At 73.1% G+C, this 16,539-nt stretch carries 14 protein-coding genes; 7 read left to right on the forward strand and 7 right to left on the reverse strand.

What is annotated here, in order from left to right; translation table 11 throughout:
- Positions 1-24: 24 nt before the first annotated feature.
- The 3 genes from RLT58_RS25555 to RLT58_RS25565 all read left to right on the forward strand — a co-directional run bounded on the left by RLT58_RS25555 (position 25) and on the right by RLT58_RS25565 (position 4,949).
- On the forward strand, positions 25-2,202 hold the full coding sequence (locus RLT58_RS25555; protein ID WP_311312700.1) for an acyl-CoA dehydrogenase family protein: 2,178 nt from the start codon (positions 25-27) through the stop codon (positions 2,200-2,202).
- Positions 2,203-2,214: 12 nt separating this feature from the next.
- Entirely contained in the window at positions 2,215-3,411 is a 1,197-nt protein-coding gene (locus tag RLT58_RS25560) for a lipid-transfer protein (RefSeq protein ID WP_311314646.1), read from the forward strand.
- A 107-nt stretch (positions 3,412-3,518) separates the two neighbouring features.
- Positions 3,519-4,949, forward strand: coding sequence for an MFS transporter (locus tag RLT58_RS25565; RefSeq protein WP_311312701.1), 1,431 nt, complete (start codon positions 3,519-3,521; stop codon positions 4,947-4,949).
- 42 nt (positions 4,950-4,991) lie between these two features.
- On the opposite strand, the gene RLT58_RS25570 is transcribed toward RLT58_RS25565, so the two are convergent.
- The 5 genes from RLT58_RS25570 to RLT58_RS25590 all read right to left on the reverse strand — a co-directional run bounded on the left by RLT58_RS25570 (position 4,992) and on the right by RLT58_RS25590 (position 10,179).
- Positions 4,992-6,440, reverse strand: a complete 1,449-nt coding sequence (locus RLT58_RS25570) for a glycosyltransferase family protein (protein WP_311312702.1) — start codon at positions 6,438-6,440, stop codon at positions 4,992-4,994.
- A gap of 166 nt (positions 6,441-6,606) precedes the next feature.
- Entirely contained in the window at positions 6,607-7,239 is a 633-nt protein-coding gene (locus RLT58_RS25575) for a response regulator (protein WP_311314647.1), read from the reverse strand.
- 5 nt (positions 7,240-7,244) lie between these two features.
- The gene (locus tag RLT58_RS25580; protein WP_311312703.1) at positions 7,245-8,453 is read right to left on the reverse strand and encodes a sensor histidine kinase; all 1,209 of its coding nucleotides are present in this window, start codon (positions 8,451-8,453) and stop codon (positions 7,245-7,247) included.
- An 11-nt stretch (positions 8,454-8,464) separates the two neighbouring features.
- Positions 8,465-9,187: an ABC transporter permease gene (locus tag RLT58_RS25585; protein WP_311312704.1), complete on the reverse strand. Its 723-nt coding sequence runs from the start codon at positions 9,185-9,187 to the stop codon at positions 8,465-8,467.
- Positions 9,187-10,179, reverse strand: a complete 993-nt coding sequence (locus RLT58_RS25590) for an ABC transporter ATP-binding protein (protein ID WP_399131682.1) — start codon at positions 10,177-10,179, stop codon at positions 9,187-9,189. The genes RLT58_RS25585 and RLT58_RS25590 overlap by 1 nt, the downstream gene beginning before the upstream one ends.
- A 355-nt stretch (positions 10,180-10,534) precedes the next feature.
- Between RLT58_RS25590 and RLT58_RS25595 the strand changes: the two genes are divergently transcribed.
- Genes RLT58_RS25595 through RLT58_RS25605 form a run of 3 tightly spaced genes read left to right on the forward strand, consistent with a single transcriptional unit; the run spans position 10,535 to position 13,508 of the window.
- Positions 10,535-11,407 (forward strand): enoyl-CoA hydratase ChsH3, encoded by an 873-nt coding sequence (locus RLT58_RS25595; protein ID WP_311312705.1) that lies wholly within the window; start codon positions 10,535-10,537, stop codon positions 11,405-11,407.
- Between the two features lie 37 nt (positions 11,408-11,444).
- Positions 11,445-12,521 carry a Zn-dependent alcohol dehydrogenase gene (locus RLT58_RS25600; RefSeq protein WP_311312706.1) on the forward strand — a complete coding sequence of 359 codons (1,077 nt, stop codon included), beginning with the start codon at positions 11,445-11,447 and terminating at the stop codon, positions 12,519-12,521.
- Positions 12,522-12,566: 45 nt separating this feature from the next.
- Positions 12,567-13,508 (forward strand): 3-oxoacyl-ACP reductase, encoded by a 942-nt coding sequence (locus RLT58_RS25605; protein ID WP_311312707.1) that lies wholly within the window; start codon positions 12,567-12,569, stop codon positions 13,506-13,508.
- A gap of 91 nt (positions 13,509-13,599) precedes the next feature.
- On the opposite strand, the gene RLT58_RS25610 is transcribed toward RLT58_RS25605, so the two are convergent.
- On the reverse strand, positions 13,600-13,773 hold the full coding sequence (locus RLT58_RS25610; RefSeq protein ID WP_311312708.1) for a hypothetical protein: 174 nt from the start codon (positions 13,771-13,773) through the stop codon (positions 13,600-13,602).
- A 123-nt stretch (positions 13,774-13,896) separates the two neighbouring features.
- Positions 13,897-15,243: a hypothetical protein gene (locus tag RLT58_RS25615; RefSeq protein WP_311312709.1), complete on the reverse strand. Its 1,347-nt coding sequence runs from the start codon at positions 15,241-15,243 to the stop codon at positions 13,897-13,899.
- A gap of 198 nt (positions 15,244-15,441) precedes the next feature.
- Here RLT58_RS25615 and RLT58_RS25620 point away from each other — a divergent pair, with 198 nt between their 5' ends.
- Entirely contained in the window at positions 15,442-16,485 is a 1,044-nt protein-coding gene (locus tag RLT58_RS25620) for an ABC transporter substrate-binding protein (RefSeq protein WP_311312710.1), read from the forward strand.
- Positions 16,486-16,539: the final 54 nt, after the last annotated feature.

The raw sequence follows: 16,539 nt of genomic DNA on the forward strand, positions 1-16,539 counted from the left end.
TGGCTGCGACCGGCGAGGATCCGCATGGGCATCGGAATCACCGAAGAACACCGCGCGCTCGCACAGGCCGTACGGGGGTGGCTGGCGCGAGCCGTGCCACCCGCAGAAATCCGCAGACTTCTCGACGCGGACTCCAGCGGAACTCCCTCCGGCGCACGCCCCGCGTACTGGGACGGGCTCGCCGGACAGGGGCTGCTCGGCATCCATCTGCCCGAGGAGTACGGGGGCGGGGGCGGCACCCTCCTCGATCTGGCCGTCGTCCTGGAGGAGGCGGGCCGCGCCGCCCTCCCGGGCCCCCACCTGGCGAACGCCCTCGCCTCGGCCGTACTGAACGCGGCCGGCGCCGGAGAGCTCGTACGCGACCTGGCGGCCGGCACCCGCATCGGCGCCGTCGCCCTCGGCCCCGGCACCCTCACCGCCGTCGAGCACGAGGGCGGCCACCTCCTCGACGGGGACCCGCCGCCCGTCCTGTCGGGGGCCGACGCCGCTCTGCTGCTGCTCCCCGCCGCCCACGCGGACGGCATCCGCTGGTTCGCCGTCGACACCGGGGCGCGCGGGCTGACCGTGCGCCCGCACCGCGGCACCGACCCGACCCGGCCCACCGCCGCGATCCGCGCCGACGGGGTCCTCGTCCCCGCCGGGCGGCTGCTGGCCACCGACTCCGGGCTCGTCCGCGACCTGGCCGCCGTGCTCCTGGCCGCCGAGGCGTGCGGCACCGCGGCCCACGCGCTGCACACCGCCACCGAACACGCCAAGGTCCGCGAGCAGTTCGGCCGGCCCATCGGGCAGTTCCAGGGCGTCAAGCACCTCTGCGCCGACATGCTCGTACGCGTCGAACAGGCCCGCGCCCTGACCTGGGACGCCGCCCGTGCCGCCACCGGGCCAGCCGAGGCGCGCGGCCTGACCGCCGCCCTCGCCGCGGCGACCGCGCTGGACGCCGCCTACAGCTGTGCCAAGGACGCCATCCAGGTCCTCGGCGGCATCGGCTTCACCTGGGAGCACGACGCCCATCTGTATCTGCGCCGGGCCGTGGTCGCCCGGCAGCTGCTGGGCGCCGGGGACGGCCACCGGCAGCGGGCCGTCCGGCTCGCCGGTGACGGGGCGCGCCGCGAGCTCGCCCTGGAACTCCCGCCGGAGGCCGCCGCACACCGCGCGGCCGCCCGCGAGGCCGTCGCCGCCGCCCGGGGCCTCGACCCGCACGCCGCCCGCCGGACCCTCGCCCCCACCGGCTACGCGGCCCCGCATCTGCCCGCGCCCCACGGGCTGGACGCCGGCCCCGTACAACAGCTGGCCGTACAGCAGGAGTTGCGCGAGCAGGGTGTCGAGCTGAGCGACCTGTCCATCGCCACCTGGGTGGTGCCCTCCCTCATCGCCCACGGGACACCCGCCCAGCAGGACCGCTACCTCCTGCCCACCCTGCGCGGCGACCTCCGGTGGTGCCAGCTCTTCTCCGAACCCGGCGCGGGCTCCGACCTCGCCTCGCTGCGCACCCGCGCCGAACGCACCGGCGAGGGCTGGCGGATCAACGGCCAGAAGGTGTGGACGAGCGCCGCCCAGTGGGCCGACCACGGGATCCTGCTCGCCAGGACGGACCCGGACGCCCCCAAGCACCAGGGGCTCGGCTACTTCCTCGTCGACATGAAGAACACCGAGGGCATCGACATCCGCCCGCTGAAGGAGATCACCGGCGACGCCCTCTTCAACGAGGTGTACTTCGACGACGTCCTGCTGCCCCCCGACGCACTCGTCGGAGAACCGGGCGGCGGCTGGCGGGTCGCCCGCAACACCCTGGGCAACGAACGCGTCCACATGGCCGACCAGATGAGCTTCGACACCGGCCTGGAGGCGCTGATCGCCCGCGCCGCCGGACTCGACGGCGCCTGCCGGGCCCGGATCGGCGCCCTCGCCGCCGAGGCCCACGCCCTGGCCTGCATCGGCCTGCGCACCACACTCCAGCAGGTTTCCGGCCTCGAACCGGGCGCGGGCGCCTCCGTACGCAAACTCGTCCAGACCGTCCACCAGCAGAAGGCCGCCGAACTCGCCCTGGAACTCCTCGGCCCGGACGGGGCGGTGTACGAGGGGGAGGGGGAGCGGGCGGTGCACGGCTTTCTGATGTCCCGCTGCCTGACCATCGCCGGCGGCACCACACAGGTCCAGCTCAATGTCGTCGCCGAGCGCATCCTCGGCCTCCCCCGGGACTGAAGGGAATCCATGATGAGGTCCTACATCGTCGGCGTCGGGATGACGAGGTTCGAGAAGCCCGAGACCCGCGACTGGCAGTACTGGGACATGGCGAAGGAGGCCGGCACCGCCGCGCTCGCCGACGCCGGCCTGACGTACGAGGACATCCAGCAGGCCGCCGTCGGCTACTGCTTCCAGGCCTCCACCGCCGGACAGCGCGCCGTCTACGGCCTCGGCCTGACCGGGGTGCCCGTCTACAACGTCAACAACAACTGCGCCACCGGCTCCACCGCGCTGATGACGGCCCGCCAGTTCGTCGAGGGCGGCGGCAGCGACTGCGTCCTCGCGCTCGGCTTCGAGAAGATGGCGCGCGGCTCGCTCGGCGGCGGCGGATCCGACGGCGGAGCAGGCGATTTCAGGACGTCCCCGGTCGCCCGGCACTACGGGATCATGGCCGCTGCCCACGGCTTCGGGACGACCCCGCCCACCGCCCAGATCTTCGGCAACGCGGCCCGCGAGCACATGCGGATGTACGGCACGACCGAGGCGCAGCTCGCCGCCGTCGCCGCCAAGAACCACCGCCACTCCGCGGACAACCCGAACGCCCAGTTCCGCGACCCGTACACGGTCGAGGAGGTCCTCGCCGCCAAGCCGGTCCACCACCCGCTGACCCGGCTCCAGTGCTCCCCGACCTCCGACGGGGCGGCGGCGGCCGTCGTCGTCTCCGAGCGCTTCGTGGAGCGGCACGGCCTCGGCGGACGGGCCGTGGAGATCGCCGCCCAGGCCATGACGACCGACACCGAGGCCTCCTTCGCCTCCGGGACCTGCATCGACGCGGTCGGACTGCCCATGGCGCGGGAGGCGGCCCGGCAGGTGTACGAGGCCGCATCCATCGGCGCCGGCGACCTCGACGTCATCGAGCTCCACGACTGCTTCTCCATCAACGAACTCCTCACCTACGAGGCGCTCGGGCTCTGCGGCGAGGGCGAGTCCGGTCTGCTCGTCGAGTCCGGCGCCACCACCCACGGCGGCCGCTGGGTGGTCAACCCGTCCGGCGGGCTGATCTCCAAGGGGCATCCGCTCGGTGCCACCGGAATCGCCCAGGCCGCCGAACTCACGTGGCAGCTCAGGGGCGAGGCCGGGGCCCGCCAGGTGCCCGGCGCACGGACCGGGCTCGCCCACAACATCGGCCTCGGCGGCGCCGCCGTGGTGACCCTCCTGCGCCGCTGAGGGGCGGACGGGCCCCGAGGTTTCCGCTGGAGCCCCGGTCCTACGCCGCTGGACCGAGGCCGGCCGGGACCGGAAACCGATGTACGGGGCGCAGGGCGGCTGAGAGTATGACACCCATGGTTGACGTCACGACGCCCGTACTCCGCACCGGCCGGCTCCGGACCCGCACCTGGGCGGTGGTGCTCGCCGCCTGCGTCGGACAGTTCCTCGTCGTGCTCGATGTGTCGGTCGTCAATGTGGCCCTCCCGTCCATGCGCACCGACCTGGGGCTGAGCGCCGCCGGGCTGCAGTGGGTGCTCAACGCGTACTCGATCGCGTTCGCCGGGTTCATGCTGCTCGGCGGGCGGGCCGCCGACCTCTACGGCCGCAAGCGGATGTTCCTCGTCGGCCTCGGCCTGTTCACCGCCGCCTCCCTCGCGGGCGGATTCGCCCAGGAGGGCTGGCAGCTGCTCGCCGCCCGCGCCGCCCAGGGGCTGGGCGCCGCCGTGCTCGCGCCCGCGACCCTCACCCTGCTCACCGCCGCCGTGCCCGAGGGCCCCGCCCGGGCCAAGGCCATCGGCACCTGGATGGCGGTCGGCGCGGGCGGCGGCGCCGCGGGCGGACTGATCGGCGGGGTGCTCACCGACGCGCTCTCCTGGCGCTGGGTCCTCCTGATCAACGTGCCCATCGGGGTGCTCGTCCTGGCCGGCGCCGCGATCTGGCTCGCCGAGGGCCGCGCGGGCGAACGCAGCCGCCTCGACATCCTCGGCGCCGTCCTCGTCACGGCGGGGCTGGCCTCCGTGGCGTACGGGATCGTGCAGACCGAGGAGTCGGGCTGGGGCGCGGCCGCGACCCTGGTGCCGCTGCTCGGCGGCCTGGCCCTGCTCGCCCTGTTCGTCCTGGTGGAGGCGCGCACGGCGAAGCCGCTGATGCCTTTGCGGGTGCTCGGGAACGGGGCGGTGGCCTCGGCGAACGTCGCGATGATGGTGGTCGGCTCCGCCACCTTCTCCATGTGGTACTTCATGACCGTGTACGCGCAGAACGTCCTGGGCTACAGCGCGCTGGAGGCCGGACTCGCCCTGATCCCCACCTCGTTGGCCGTCGTGATCGGCTCCAAGAGCGCGCCGCGGCTGATGGCCCGCACCGGGGCGAAGAACCTCGCGCTCATCGGCACGGCGGTCGCCGCGGCCGGCTTCGGCTGGCAGTCCCTGATGACCGCCGACGGCGGCTACCTCACCGCGGTCTGCCTGCCCGGCGTGCTGATGATGGCCGGTGCCGGGCTCGCGTCCACCCCGCTCGCCTCCCTGGCGACCGCCGGCGCGGCCCACGGCGAGGCCGGTCTCGTCTCCGGTCTGGTGAACACCTCCCGCACGATGGGCGGCGCGCTCGGCCTGGCCGTGCTCTCCACGGTCGCCGCGGCCCGCACCGCGGGCGGCACGAGCCCGGAGGCGCTCACCGAGGGCTACGCCCTGGCCTTCCGGACCGCGGGCTCGGTCCTGCTCGGCGGACTCCTCCTGATGGTCGTCTGGCTGCCCCGCCACCGGCCCGCCCCGCACTGAGCGCGGCGGCCGGGGGCGGGGGCCGAGGGCCGGCGCGTCCGTTCAGCCGGTGCGCTCGTACAGCGTCACCCGCCGGCCGCGCACCTGTGCGTCCGCCACCACGGTGAAGTGCCGCTTCAGCACGGCCGACTTCACCGTGTCCCTCCGCGCGGTCAACGGCAGCGACGCGTCCGGGGTGTCCGTCACCATCAGTATCCGCCGCTCGGCCAGCATCGCGTCCTGTATCCGCGCGGGCTCGGCCTCCACCCCGTTCAGCGTCCCGGACTCCAGGGGGCCTCGCTCCAGCGCGATGTCCCGCAGCCCGCTGAACGCGTCCGGCGAGACCAGCTTCGCGTCGCGCCGCGCCGACGGCACGAACACCACCGCGCCCCCCGGCTCCTTGAGCCGCCGTATGTCCGCCGTCATGGCGAGTACGTCGTCCACCCGGCTCTCCGGGGACCGCTTGGCCAGCGACTGCGGCAGCAGCGCCAGCACCGCCGCGCCGAGCAGCACGGGCACCAGCCACGTCGACGCCGCCGGGAACCGGGGCGCGGCCGCCCGCACCGCCGCCTGCAGTCCGGCGCCGATCAGCAGCGCCAGGCCCAGCAGGCTGAACAGCACATACCGGTCCAGGAACAGCGGCTCGATCAGCGAGAGCCCGGCCAGCCCGGCCTGGGGTATCGCCAGCAGCGGTAATCCGACCGAGGCCACCGACAGCCCGTCCTGCCCCGGCCGGTCCACCAGCGCCCCGAGCCCGCCGATCGCCAGCAGGATCGCCGGGCCGATCAGCATGTGCCAGGTCAGCGGGGGTATCCAGGACACCTGCCCGGCCTGGTCGCGGGTGGTGAACACGATCAGCGGCAGCGCACCGGCCAGCGCCGCCGCCGAGGCCGCAGCCCAGCGCAGGAGGACGCCGCGCCCGGCCCCCGAGCGGGCCAGGGTCACCAGATGGGCGGGCAGGATCAGCAGCGACAGCCAGTTCAGCAGGGCGCAGACGAGGACCGCGCCCGCGTACGCCGCCCAGCGGCCCGCGCCGCCGTGACCCTGGAGCAGGGTCACCAGGAGCAGGGTCGCGACCCCGGCCCCGGCCGCGACCAGCGCGTACGGGCGGCCCTCCTGCAGGTAGAACTGCACGGCGGGGAGCAGCCCGAACACCATCCCGCCCCCGAGCCCGGCCCACTTCCCGCCCAGCCGCCCGCCGATCGCCGCCACACAGGCCGCCGCCACCGCCATCGCCAGCACGGAGGGCAGCCGCAGGGTCGTGGTATTCGCCCCGAACCAGCCGAACAGGGTGTGCATCAGCAGGTAGTAGCAGCCGTGCACCGCGTCGATGTGCGCCAGCAGATCCGCCAGGTCGTCGGTGGACCGCTGGGCCACCTGCCAGGTCGCGGCCTCGTCCCGCCACACACTGTCCTGCCGCGACAGCCCCCAGAGCCCGAGGGCGAGGGTCCACAGCATCGGCAGTGGCCAGACGGGCAGAGTGCGCCCGGGTGCGGTGGTGCGGGATGTCATAAAAATGGCCGTGCCCCCCGGTAACGGTCCTACGAACGATGGTGCGTGAAGCGGTGGTGCGTGAAGCGATGGTGCATGAAGCGGTGGTGCGTGAAGCGATGGTGGGTGAAGCGCGAGGAGAGGTTCCCCGCCCTCGCCCCTGCGGGCCCGCTCGCGGGCCCGTCCCTCAGAGCCAGCCCTGCTGCCGGGCCGCCCGGACCGCCTCCATCCGGTTGCGGGTGCCGGTCTTGCCGATCGCCGAGGAGAGGTAGTTGCGAACCGTCGACTCCGACAGATGCAGCTTCTCCGCGATGTCGGCGACCGTCGCCCCGTCCACCGAGGCGACCAGCGCGTCGCGTTCCCGCGCGGTCAGCGGGCTCGGCCCGGCGCTCAGCGCGGCGGCGGCCAGCGTCGGATCGATCACCGTCTCACCGGTCAGCACCCGGCGGATCGCCGACGCGAGCTCCTCGACCGGGCCGTCCTTGACCAGGAACCCGGCCGCCCCGGCCTCCATCGCGCGCCGCAGATAGCCGGGCCGGCCGAACGTGGTGAGGATCAGCACCCGGCAGTCCGGCACCTCCTCGCGCAGGTCCGCCGCCGCGTCCAGACCGCTGCGGCCCGGGAGTTCGATGTCCAGCAGCGCCACATCGGGCCGGGACGTCAGCGCCGCGCCCACGATCTCGTCGCCCGCGCCCACCTGGGCCACCACCTCGATGTCCGGCTCCAGCCCCAGCAGCAGGGCGAGCGCGCCCCGCATCATGCCCTGGTCCTCGGCGAGCAGCACCCGTACGGACTTGGCGGGCGGTTGATCCTGCGGCATCTCGTTCACCGGCCCAGGGTAGGGGGCGACGCCGGGTCGTCGTTCTCTTCACCGGGCGCGTCCACCGGGAGTTCGGCGGTGACCACGAAGCCGCCGGCCGGTCCCGGACCCGCCGTGAGGGAGCCGCCCGCCGTCGCCAGGCGCTCGGTGAGGCCCTTCAGTCCCGTGCCGCCGATGCCCGGGGTGGGCGCCGGAGCGGCGGCCTCGCCCCGGCCGTCGTCGGTGACGGTCAGCCTGACCCGCTCCGGGTTGCCGTCCACCTCGAACGCGCAGCGGGTCGCGGTGGAGTGACGCACGACGTTGGTGACCGCCTCCCGCACCACCCAGCCGAGCAGCGCCTCGGTCTGCGGGGCGAGCGGGGGGCCGGAGCGCCGCACGGACGGCTCGATCCCGGCGGCCGTCAGCGCCGACCTGGCCCGGTCCAGCTCGGTGGCGAGGCTCCCCTCGCGGTAGCCGGTGACGGCCTCACGGATCTCGGTGAGCGCCTGCCGCCCGACGGACTCGATGTCGGCGACCTGGGAGAGGGCGGCGTCCATGTCGCGCGGCGCGAGCCTGCGCGCGGCCTCGGACTTCACCACGATCACCGAGAGCGTGTGGCCCAGCAGGTCGTGCAGATCGCGGGAGAAGCGCAGCCGCTCCCGCTCGACGGCGGTCCTGGCCAGCTCCTGCCGGGTGGCGCGCAGCTCCATCACGGTCTCCGACAGGGTGAGGATCGCGGACGTCACCGCACCGGAGATGAAGGTGCCGTAGGCCAGGGTCCAGGGCGTCGACGCGCTGTCCCCGCGCCACACGGCGATCGCGCAGGCCGACACGGCGAGGCCGAACAGCGTGACGACGAGCCAGCGCTTGCGCAGGACGGTGCCGCAGGCCAGCGAGAGGAGCGGGAAGAACAGCAGCCAGCTGCCGCCGTACCCGATGGCCAGACCGAAGGTGACCACGGCCATCGCGCCCAGCAGGACGTAGGTCGCCCGCGCCTCGCGCTTCTCCTTGACGAAGCCCCGGAACACCACCGAGATGTAGAGGGAGTTGAAGGCGAGCAGTCCCGCCCCGCCGATCCACGGGCTGGGGGTCTCGCCCTGGAAGAGGTTCGAGAAGGACCCCAGGCCCATCAGCAGCCAGGGCAGCAGCGCGTAGGGTCCCGGCGGACCGGGGCGGCCGTGCTCCCTGCGCAGCCGGCGCCGTTGCCTGCGTGTCAGTCTTCCGTTCCCGGACATGCTCACTCCCGTCACACGGTCCTCGCGGACCGACGGTACGAGATCACCGCGTACGAACCGAACAGCAGGAGCCAGGCGCAGAGCACGCCGAGCGTCGCGGCGCCCGGTGCATGGCCCTCGGTGGTCGCCCATCCCAGGTCGGCGAACCGGTTGGCCGGGGTGAACCTGCCGACGGAACGCAGCCACTCGGGCAGCAGCTCCAGCGGGAACCACAGCCCGCCGACGACCCCGAAGCCCATCAGGCAGGCGACGTTGACGACTCCGGTGCCCTGCGGGGTGAGGCGGTAGCCGTTGCCCAGGCCGAGCAGGGTGAAGGGCAGGGCGCCGGCCCACAGCAGCAGCACCAGCACGGCCCACTGCCAGGCCGCCATCCGTACGCCGTTGACCAGGCCACCGGCCAGCAGCACCGTCAGGATCGTCGGCAGCACGGTCACCGAACCGCTGATCGCACGGCCTATGACCGCATGGGTCGGGGAGAGCGGGGTGACCCGCAACTGCTGGAGCCAGCCGAGGGACTTGTCGGAGGCGACCCCCGTCCCGATCGACATGGCCGAGCCGAGCGCCCCGTACGCGGCCATCCCGACCATCGAGGCGGTCTTCCAGCCGTCGACGTCGCCGCCCCCGCCGATATTGGTGAAGATCAGGTACATCATCACCGGCATGCCCGTGCCGAAGACGAGGAAGGCGCCGTCGCGCAGGGTCCGGCGGATTTCGAGCACGATGTAGCGGAACATCAGACGATCTCCTTCTCGGTCCGGACGGATGCGGCGGGGGGTGGGGTGGGGGATGGCGTGGGAAGTGCGGCGGAAGAGGCTCCGGAGGACGTCGTGAGGGAGAGGAACGCGGCCTCCAGCGTGGCCGGGGAGACCTGAAGGCCCCGCACCATGCCCAGCCGGGCCAGCTCCACCACCGTGGCGTCCGGGTCGTCCGTGTGCAGCACCGCGCGGTCGCCGGTCACCTCGACGGTGACGACACCCGGAAACACCTCCAGCCCCTCGGTGGACCGGCCCGCCAGATCGAAGGCGACCCTGCTGTGGCCGGCCGCGCGCTTGACGGCCTCGCCGCTGCCGTCCGCGACGATCCGGCCCCGGTCGATGACGACGATCCGGTCGGCGTTCTCATCGGCCTCCTCCAGGTAATGGGTGGAGAAGAGCACCGTGTTGCCGCGCCGGGCGTAGGCCCGCATGGACTCCCAGAACGCGCGCCGCCCCTCCACGTCCAGGGCGGCGGTCGGCTCGTCCAGCACGATCAGCTCCGGATTGCCGGCCAGGGCGACGGCGAACCGGACCCGCTGTATCTGGCCGCCGGAGAGCTTGTCGATCCGCCGGTTCGCGTACTCCGCGACACCCGCCAGCTCCAGCGCCTCGGCGACCGGCAGGGGACTTGGATACGTGGACGCCACAAAGGTGATCAGCTCACGGACCGTCACCCGCTGTATGGGGCGACCGTCCTGGAGCATGGCGCCGACCAGGCCGGCCCGGACCGCCTGCCCGGGCGAGCGGCCGAGTACCCGCACACTGCCCTCGTCCGGCTCGTTCAGCCCGAGCAGCAGGCTGATGGCGGTCGACTTGCCCGCCCCGTTCCGCCCGAGGAGCGCGACGGTCTCGCCCCGCTCGACGGTCAGTCCGATCCCGTCCGCGGCCCGCACGCTCTGTCCGGTCCTGCCGAAGGTCTTCACCGCCCCGGTGAAGACCACCGCGGCCTCGTTCCCCGTTGTCTTTTTCATGAGAACAACGCTACGGAGAGTGAGCGCGCTGCGGCAGATGCGTATGTACGCAGTCCGCGATGACAAATGTCATCGCGGACGCGGGCGGGAGGGCTTCGGGGGTGAGCGGGGCTTCCCGCCCCACGATCTGACGTGACGTCAGCAGTCTTCCCAACTGCTGGGCGCTGCGTTATACATGGGGCCAACCGGCTAGAACGCGTTCTAGAACGGACGCCGTTCCCGGTCCCCGCACGGCCTCGGTGCGGCCGACGGTGCGGACGGCCGCACCGAGGTCTCCCACCGCCGGGGGAACCGCCCAGGAACCAGCCACGCGCCGCCAGGAAGTGTTCAGGACCCGTCGAGGAGCAGCTTCCCCATGCCCATTGATGCCGAAAAAGCTCTCGCTGCCGAACCCCGCACCGGCCCCATCAGCTGGGACCACAAGGACGTGCAGCTCTACCACCTCGGGATCGGCGCGGGCACCCGCCCCGGCCTGGCCGACCCGGCCGTGGACCCCGGCGAGCTGCGCTACACGCTGGAGTCCCGGCTCCAGGTGCTGCCCTCCTTCGCCACGGTCGCCGGCGCCGGGCTGGGTATGACCGCCGGGCTCTCCTCACCCGGCATAGACGTCGACCTCGCGGCCGTCCTGCACGGCGGCCAGAGCGTGCGGGTGCACCGGCCGATCCCGGTGCGGGGCAGTGCCGTACAGACCTCGAAGGTCGCCGCCGTGTACGACAAGGGCAAGGCGGCCGTGCTGGTGCTGCGCACCGAGGCCGCCGACGACGACGGCCCGCTGTGGACCAACGACGCCCGGATCTTCGTGCGCGGCGAGGGCGGCTTCGGCGGTGAACGCGGCCCGTCCGGACGGACGGCGTACCCAAAGACCGCCCCCGACCACGTCGTGGAGCGGCCGGTCCGGCCCGACCAGGCGCTGCTCTACCGGCTCTCCGGGGACTGGAACCCGCTCCACGCCGACCCCGCCTTCGCTGCGCGGGCCGGCTTCGACCGGCCGATCCTGCACGGACTGTGCACATACGGGATGACGCTCAAGGCAGTCACCGACACGGTCCTCGGCGGCGACGCGGCCCGTGTCCGCTCCTGCCGCACCCGGTTCGCCGGGGTCGTCTTCCCCGGCGAGACCCTCCGGATCCGGATGTGGACCGCCGAGGACCTGGTCCGGGTGGAGGTGACGGCCGCGGAGCGGGACGACGCCGCGGTCCTCGGCGACACCTTCGTCGAACACTCCTGAACCGATCACCGACAGCACCTGTGAGGGGAGCCGCACCATGCGCGCAGCCGTACTGCACGAGATAGGCCAGGACAAACTCGAAGTCCTCGACGACGTCGAGGCGGTGGGCTTCGGCCCCGGCAAGGTCAGGCTCCGCATCCGGGCCACCGGGCTGTGCCACTCCGACGTCTCCGCGATGAGCGGAGTGCTGCCGCAGCCCGCCCCCTTCATCCCCGGCCACGAGGGCGCCGGCGAGGTCGTCGACGTCGGCGACGGGGTGACCGGCCTGAGCGCGGGCGACCGGGTGCTGGTCTGCTGGCTGCCCGCCTGCGGGGCGTGTCCGGCCTGCAAGCGCGGTCAGACCCAGCTCTGCCTGGCCGGGTTCATGAACGCGGGCACGCCCAACTTCAGGCGGCCCGGCGGCGATGTGTTCGGTTTCGCCGGGACCGGCACCTTCACCGAGGAGGTCGTCGTCGGCGCGGGCTGCGCGGTGCCGATCCCCGACGACGTGCCGTTCGAGATCGCCGCGCTGATCGGCTGCGGGGTCACCACCGGCCTCGGCGCGGCCATCAACACCGCGAAGGTGGAGGCCGGTTCGTCGGTCGCCGTGATCGGCTGCGGCGGCGTCGGCATCTCCACGATCCAGGGCGCCCGGGTGCAGGGCGCCGCCCAGATCGTCGCCGTGGACCCGGTCGCCTCCCGGCGCGAGGCGGCGCTGCGGTTCGGCGCGACCGAGGCGGTCTCGCCCGACGAGTTCGCCGACGCCCGGCAGCGGATCACGGCGGGCGAGGGCTTCGACTACGTCTTCGAGGTCGTCGGCAAGTCCGCCACGGCCCGTACCGCGTACGAGAACACCCGGCGCGGCGGCACCCTCTGCATCGTCGGCGCGGGCGCCATGGACGACAACTTCCAGGTCAACATGTTCGAGCTGTTCCTCGACGAGAAGCGCATTCTGCCCTCCATGTACGGGGGAGGGGACGTGCTCCGGTCGTACGAGCGGGCCATTGCGCTCTGGCGGGCCGGCCGCATCGACCTCGAGTCGATGATCACCCACCGGGTACGGCTCGACGGTGTCAACGACGCCCTCGACCAGATGCGGACCGGCGAGTCGCTGCGTACCTGCATCGAACTCTGAACCGCCCGCCCCGCCCGCTCCCTCCCGAGAGGACCCCGAGATCCGATGTCACTTCCCCTGGACGGACTGTCCGCGATCGTCACCGGCGCCGGGCGCGGCCTCGGCCGCGCGGAGGCACTGGAACTGGCGCGGCTCGGCGCGGCCGTCGTCGTCAACGACTACGGGCAGCCCGGCCGCGACGGCTCGGGCGAGGCGTCGGCCGCCCCCGCCGAGGAGGTCGCCGGGGAGATCAGGTCGGCGGGCGGCCGGGCCGTCGCCCACCTCGGCGACGTGTCCGACCACGCACAGGCCCGCGCCCTGGTGGAACTGGCCGTCGAGACGTACGGCCGGCTCGACATCCTGGTCAACAACGCGGGCATCCTCCGCGACCGGATGATCTTCTCGATGACCGAGGACGAGTGGGACTCGGTCGTACGGGTGCACCTCAAGGGCCACTTCAACACCACGCACTTCGCCGCGGCCCACTGGCGCGCCCGGTCCAAGGCCTCCGGCGGCCCGGTCTACGGGCGGATCGTCAACACCTCGTCGGAGGCATTCCTGGCGGGTTCGGCGGGCCAGCCCAACTACGCGGCGGCCAAGGGCGGCATCGTCGGACTGACCACCTCCACCGCGCTGGCCCTGGCCAAGTACGGCGTCACCGCCAACGCCATCTGCCCGCGCGCCAGGACCCGGATGACCGAGGACGTCTTCGCGGGCTTCCAGGAACCCCGGGACGGACGGCTCGACGCGCTCGCCCCCGAGCATGTCTCGCCGCTCGTCGGCTATCTCGCCTCCCCGGCGGCGGCCAAGGTCAACGGGCAGCTCCTCGTGGTCCACGGGGGCATGGTCGCGATCGTCGAACGCCCCAGGGTGGCCGCGAAGTTCGACTCGGCCAAGGAGGCGTTCTCCTTCGACGAGCTGGACGAGCTGATCTCGCCGTACTACGAGGACCGCCCGCCGAACGAGACGTTCGCGGCGGCGGAGGTGCTGGGACTCAAGCGCGGCTGACGGCCGCGCCCCGCAGCCCCGCACAGGGGGAGGGCCCCCGCAGCCGGCCGGCTGCGGGGGCCCTCCCCTCCCTCGTCGTGTTCCTGGGCGGTCAGGCCGCCCTGCTGCCTCCTTCGGAGGGGCGGCGGTGGCGGCCGAGCGGCTGCGCCGCCGAGTCGTCCACGGCCACGCCGCCCCGGTGCTTTCCGGAGCCGCCGGCTTCGGCCCGTAGCGCGTCCGCCCCCGGCGGGCGCGTCTGGGTCGTGTCGGTTCGGGCTTCAGACATGTGGGAAGTCACCCCGTTGTGATCGCTTACGTGTGTGTCTCCGGAGCCGTCACACCACCCGCACCCGGGGAAAGGTCACCGCAGGTGACCGCGGTGCACGGTTGCGTGAGCCCCGGTCCAAGCTTAGTCAGGAGCGGTACGCCCCACGAGAGGCGCCTGCCCCAGTGGAACCGGCCTACACACAGGAGGAGGCATCGTGGCCGCGGACGGTTGCATACCGCTTTCGCCGCAGCCGGGTCCGGCCGCCCCCACCCCGTGCTCCACGTCCTCGGGCGCCTCAAGGAGCGCCACCGCGCAGGCCGTCTCCCCGTTCGCGTACGGGAGCCTCAGCACGCCCTCGCGGGACCAGACCCCGCTGCCGGCCTGCCAGCCCACGGGCGCGGCGAGCTGGTGCAGCCGGCGGCCAGCCGGACGCCAGACGCCGACCCAGCTGCCCGCCGCCCCGTCGATCCGAAGGGCCACCGCACAGCTCTCCGGCATCAGCATCTGGCCCGGCTGCACGGCGAACGGCGTCACGGCGCAGTCCGGCAGCCGCAGGCACTCCGGGAAGCGCACCGGCAGACAGCTGCCCAGCACCCCCCAGCCGAGCCGGTCGTGTCCGGGCGCGTCCGAGCGGATCAGCAGCAGGCCGCTGTCCGGATCGGCCAGCAGCAGCCGGTCGTTGCTGTCGGGCGCGATCTGCAGCAGCGGCGTCATCTCGGCGCCCCGCCCCAGGTCCACCGCGACCGCCTTCACCGGGCCGCCGCCCGCCGGCTCCCGGTCCAGGGCCAGCAGCCGGCCCGCCCGGTCCAGCCAGACCCCGCCGGAGCAGCGGCCCGGCAGATCCGCGAGGTGCTCCGGCCCGAAGGCGCCGCCGGCCACCCGCCAGAGCGAGGTGGAGTACTCGCCGACCGACAGGGCGTACGCGCTGGTGCCGTCCGGCGAGGGCGGCAGCAGGGTCATCGCCTCGCATGCGACGGCCCCCAGCAGGAGTTCGCCCGTGCCGGGGCCGGTCGGGTAGAGCAGTGAGAAGGTGTGCCGGTCCGCGACCCGGCGCCCGATCAGCACCCGCCCGTCGGCCAGCGGCAGCACCTGGGAGTCGGCCTCCTCCGGCTGGTCGAGCGGGAGCGGTACGGCGTACGGCTCGGGCCCGTCCAGCGTCCAGCGCTCCACGAACCAGGCGGCGTCGGCCCCGCCGCCGGTCCCGCCGGACGCGTCACGGGCGGCCGTGAGCCGGGCGGCGTACGCACCGTCGGCCGTGAGCGTGAACGCGGGCAAAACCGTTTCGCCAGGGGCCGGTGGTTCCGCTGCTCCGGCCGCTTCCGCCGCCGTGTCCAGGGCGTCGTCGAGCGCGTCCGCCGTCTGCTCCGCCGACGCCTCCGCCGGATCCGTCGGCGTTTCGGCCGCGTCCGGTTCGTCGGACTCCGGCTCCACCGTCTCGCCGGTTCCGGCCGCCTCAGCGGTCCCGTCCTCGATGGCACAGGCAGTCATCGACTCATCACCTCCGGCAACCGAAGCTAGTTTTCGCACTTCCTGCCGAACAACACGAGCCACGTCACTTCACACATAAGGGTGGCGATGCCCGGATTCGCCTGAGAGGCCGGGGGTGGGTGTGCATCGAGAGAAATCGGGTGCCTAAGGTTAGGCATTCCTAAGAAGTGCCTGTGTGCCCCCCAACTGGAGCAAGTGATGTCCCTTCGACGCCGCGGCACTGCCGCAGTCGGCCTGGCCGTAGTGGCCGCCCTGTCCCTCTCGGCCTGCGGAAGCGACGACGGGGGGACCGCCGGATCGGGCGGGGCCGGCGACGGGAGCGGGAAGAAGGCCGCGGTCGCGACGGGCGGCAAGGACTTCGGCGACGCGGCGCAGAAGACGGCGGCGTACGGCACCGACGCCCCGGCCGGTCAGTTCCCCCGCACGCTCACCCACGCCATGGGCACGACCGAGCTGAAGGCCGCCCCGAAGCGCGTCGTCGTGCTGGACGTCGGCGAGTTCGACAACGTTGTTTCGCTGGGTGTGAAGCCGGTCGGCTACGCCCCCTCGGAGGGCGACGCGGCCATCCCCTCGTACCTGAAGAAGGACGCGGGCGACCCCAAGAACGTCGGCACGATCAACAACCTCAACCTCGAGGCGATCGCGGGCCTGAAGCCCGACCTGATCCTCGGCAGCCAGCTGCGCGCCGCCGACAAGTACGACGAGCTGTCCAAGATCGCGCCGACCGTGTTCTCCATCCGCCCGGGCTTCACCTGGAAGGAGAACTACCTGCTCAACGCGGCGGCGCTCGACAGGACCGCCAAGGCGAAGGCCGCACTCGGCGCCTACGAGGCGAACGCGAAGAAGCTCGGCGAGGACATCGGCCCCGAGAAGCCGACCGTCTCGATGGTCCGCTACCTGCCTGACCGCATCCGCCTCTACGCCAAGGCCTCCTTCATCGGCACGATCCTTCAGGATGTCGGCCTGCCCCGCCCCGAGAACCAGCAGATCAACGACCTCGCCGCCGAGATCAGCCCGGAGAGGATCGACGAGGCCGACGCCGACTGGATCTTCACCGGTGTGTACGGGGACGTGAAGGCCACCGAGCGGGACACCGCCCAGGCCAACCCGCTGTGGAAGAACCTGAAGGCCGTCAAGGAGGGCCGGGCCAAGAACGTCTCCGACGAGACCTGGTACCTCGGCCTCGGTGTCACCTCCGCCGAGCTGGTCCTCGACGACCTGCGCGCGGACCTGGTGAAGTAACGGTTCGCTCGCGGCGGCCGCACAGGACGGCGGTCCGCTCCCGGAGGCCCCCGG

The organism is Streptomyces sp. ITFR-16, from assembly GCF_031844705.1.
In the GTDB taxonomy this organism is placed as follows: Bacteria; Actinomycetota; Actinomycetes; order Streptomycetales; family Streptomycetaceae; genus Streptomyces.

Coding starts and splice junctions, on each gene's coding strand:
- RLT58_RS25555 (WP_311312700.1), top strand. CDS start 25: ATGGGCATCGGAATCACCGAAGAACACCGCGCGCTCGCACAGGCCGTA.
- RLT58_RS25560 (WP_311314646.1), top strand. CDS start 2,215: ATGAGGTCCTACATCGTCGGCGTCGGGATGACGAGGTTCGAGAAGCCC.
- RLT58_RS25565 (WP_311312701.1), top strand. CDS start 3,519: ATGACACCCATGGTTGACGTCACGACGCCCGTACTCCGCACCGGCCGG.
- RLT58_RS25570 (WP_311312702.1), bottom strand. CDS start 6,440: ATGACATCCCGCACCACCGCACCCGGGCGCACTCTGCCCGTCTGGCCA.
- RLT58_RS25575 (WP_311314647.1), bottom strand. CDS start 7,239: ATGCCGCAGGATCAACCGCCCGCCAAGTCCGTACGGGTGCTGCTCGCC.
- RLT58_RS25580 (WP_311312703.1), bottom strand. CDS start 8,453: ATGTCCGGGAACGGAAGACTGACACGCAGGCAACGGCGCCGGCTGCGC.
- RLT58_RS25585 (WP_311312704.1), bottom strand. CDS start 9,187: ATGTTCCGCTACATCGTGCTCGAAATCCGCCGGACCCTGCGCGACGGC.
- RLT58_RS25590 (WP_399131682.1), bottom strand. CDS start 10,179: ATGAAAAAGACAACGGGGAACGAGGCCGCGGTGGTCTTCACCGGGGCG.
- RLT58_RS25595 (WP_311312705.1), top strand. CDS start 10,535: ATGCCCATTGATGCCGAAAAAGCTCTCGCTGCCGAACCCCGCACCGGC.
- RLT58_RS25600 (WP_311312706.1), top strand. CDS start 11,445: ATGCGCGCAGCCGTACTGCACGAGATAGGCCAGGACAAACTCGAAGTC.
- RLT58_RS25605 (WP_311312707.1), top strand. CDS start 12,567: ATGTCACTTCCCCTGGACGGACTGTCCGCGATCGTCACCGGCGCCGGG.
- RLT58_RS25610 (WP_311312708.1), bottom strand. CDS start 13,773: ATGTCTGAAGCCCGAACCGACACGACCCAGACGCGCCCGCCGGGGGCG.
- RLT58_RS25615 (WP_311312709.1), bottom strand. CDS start 15,243: ATGACTGCCTGTGCCATCGAGGACGGGACCGCTGAGGCGGCCGGAACC.
- RLT58_RS25620 (WP_311312710.1), top strand. CDS start 15,442: ATGTCCCTTCGACGCCGCGGCACTGCCGCAGTCGGCCTGGCCGTAGTG.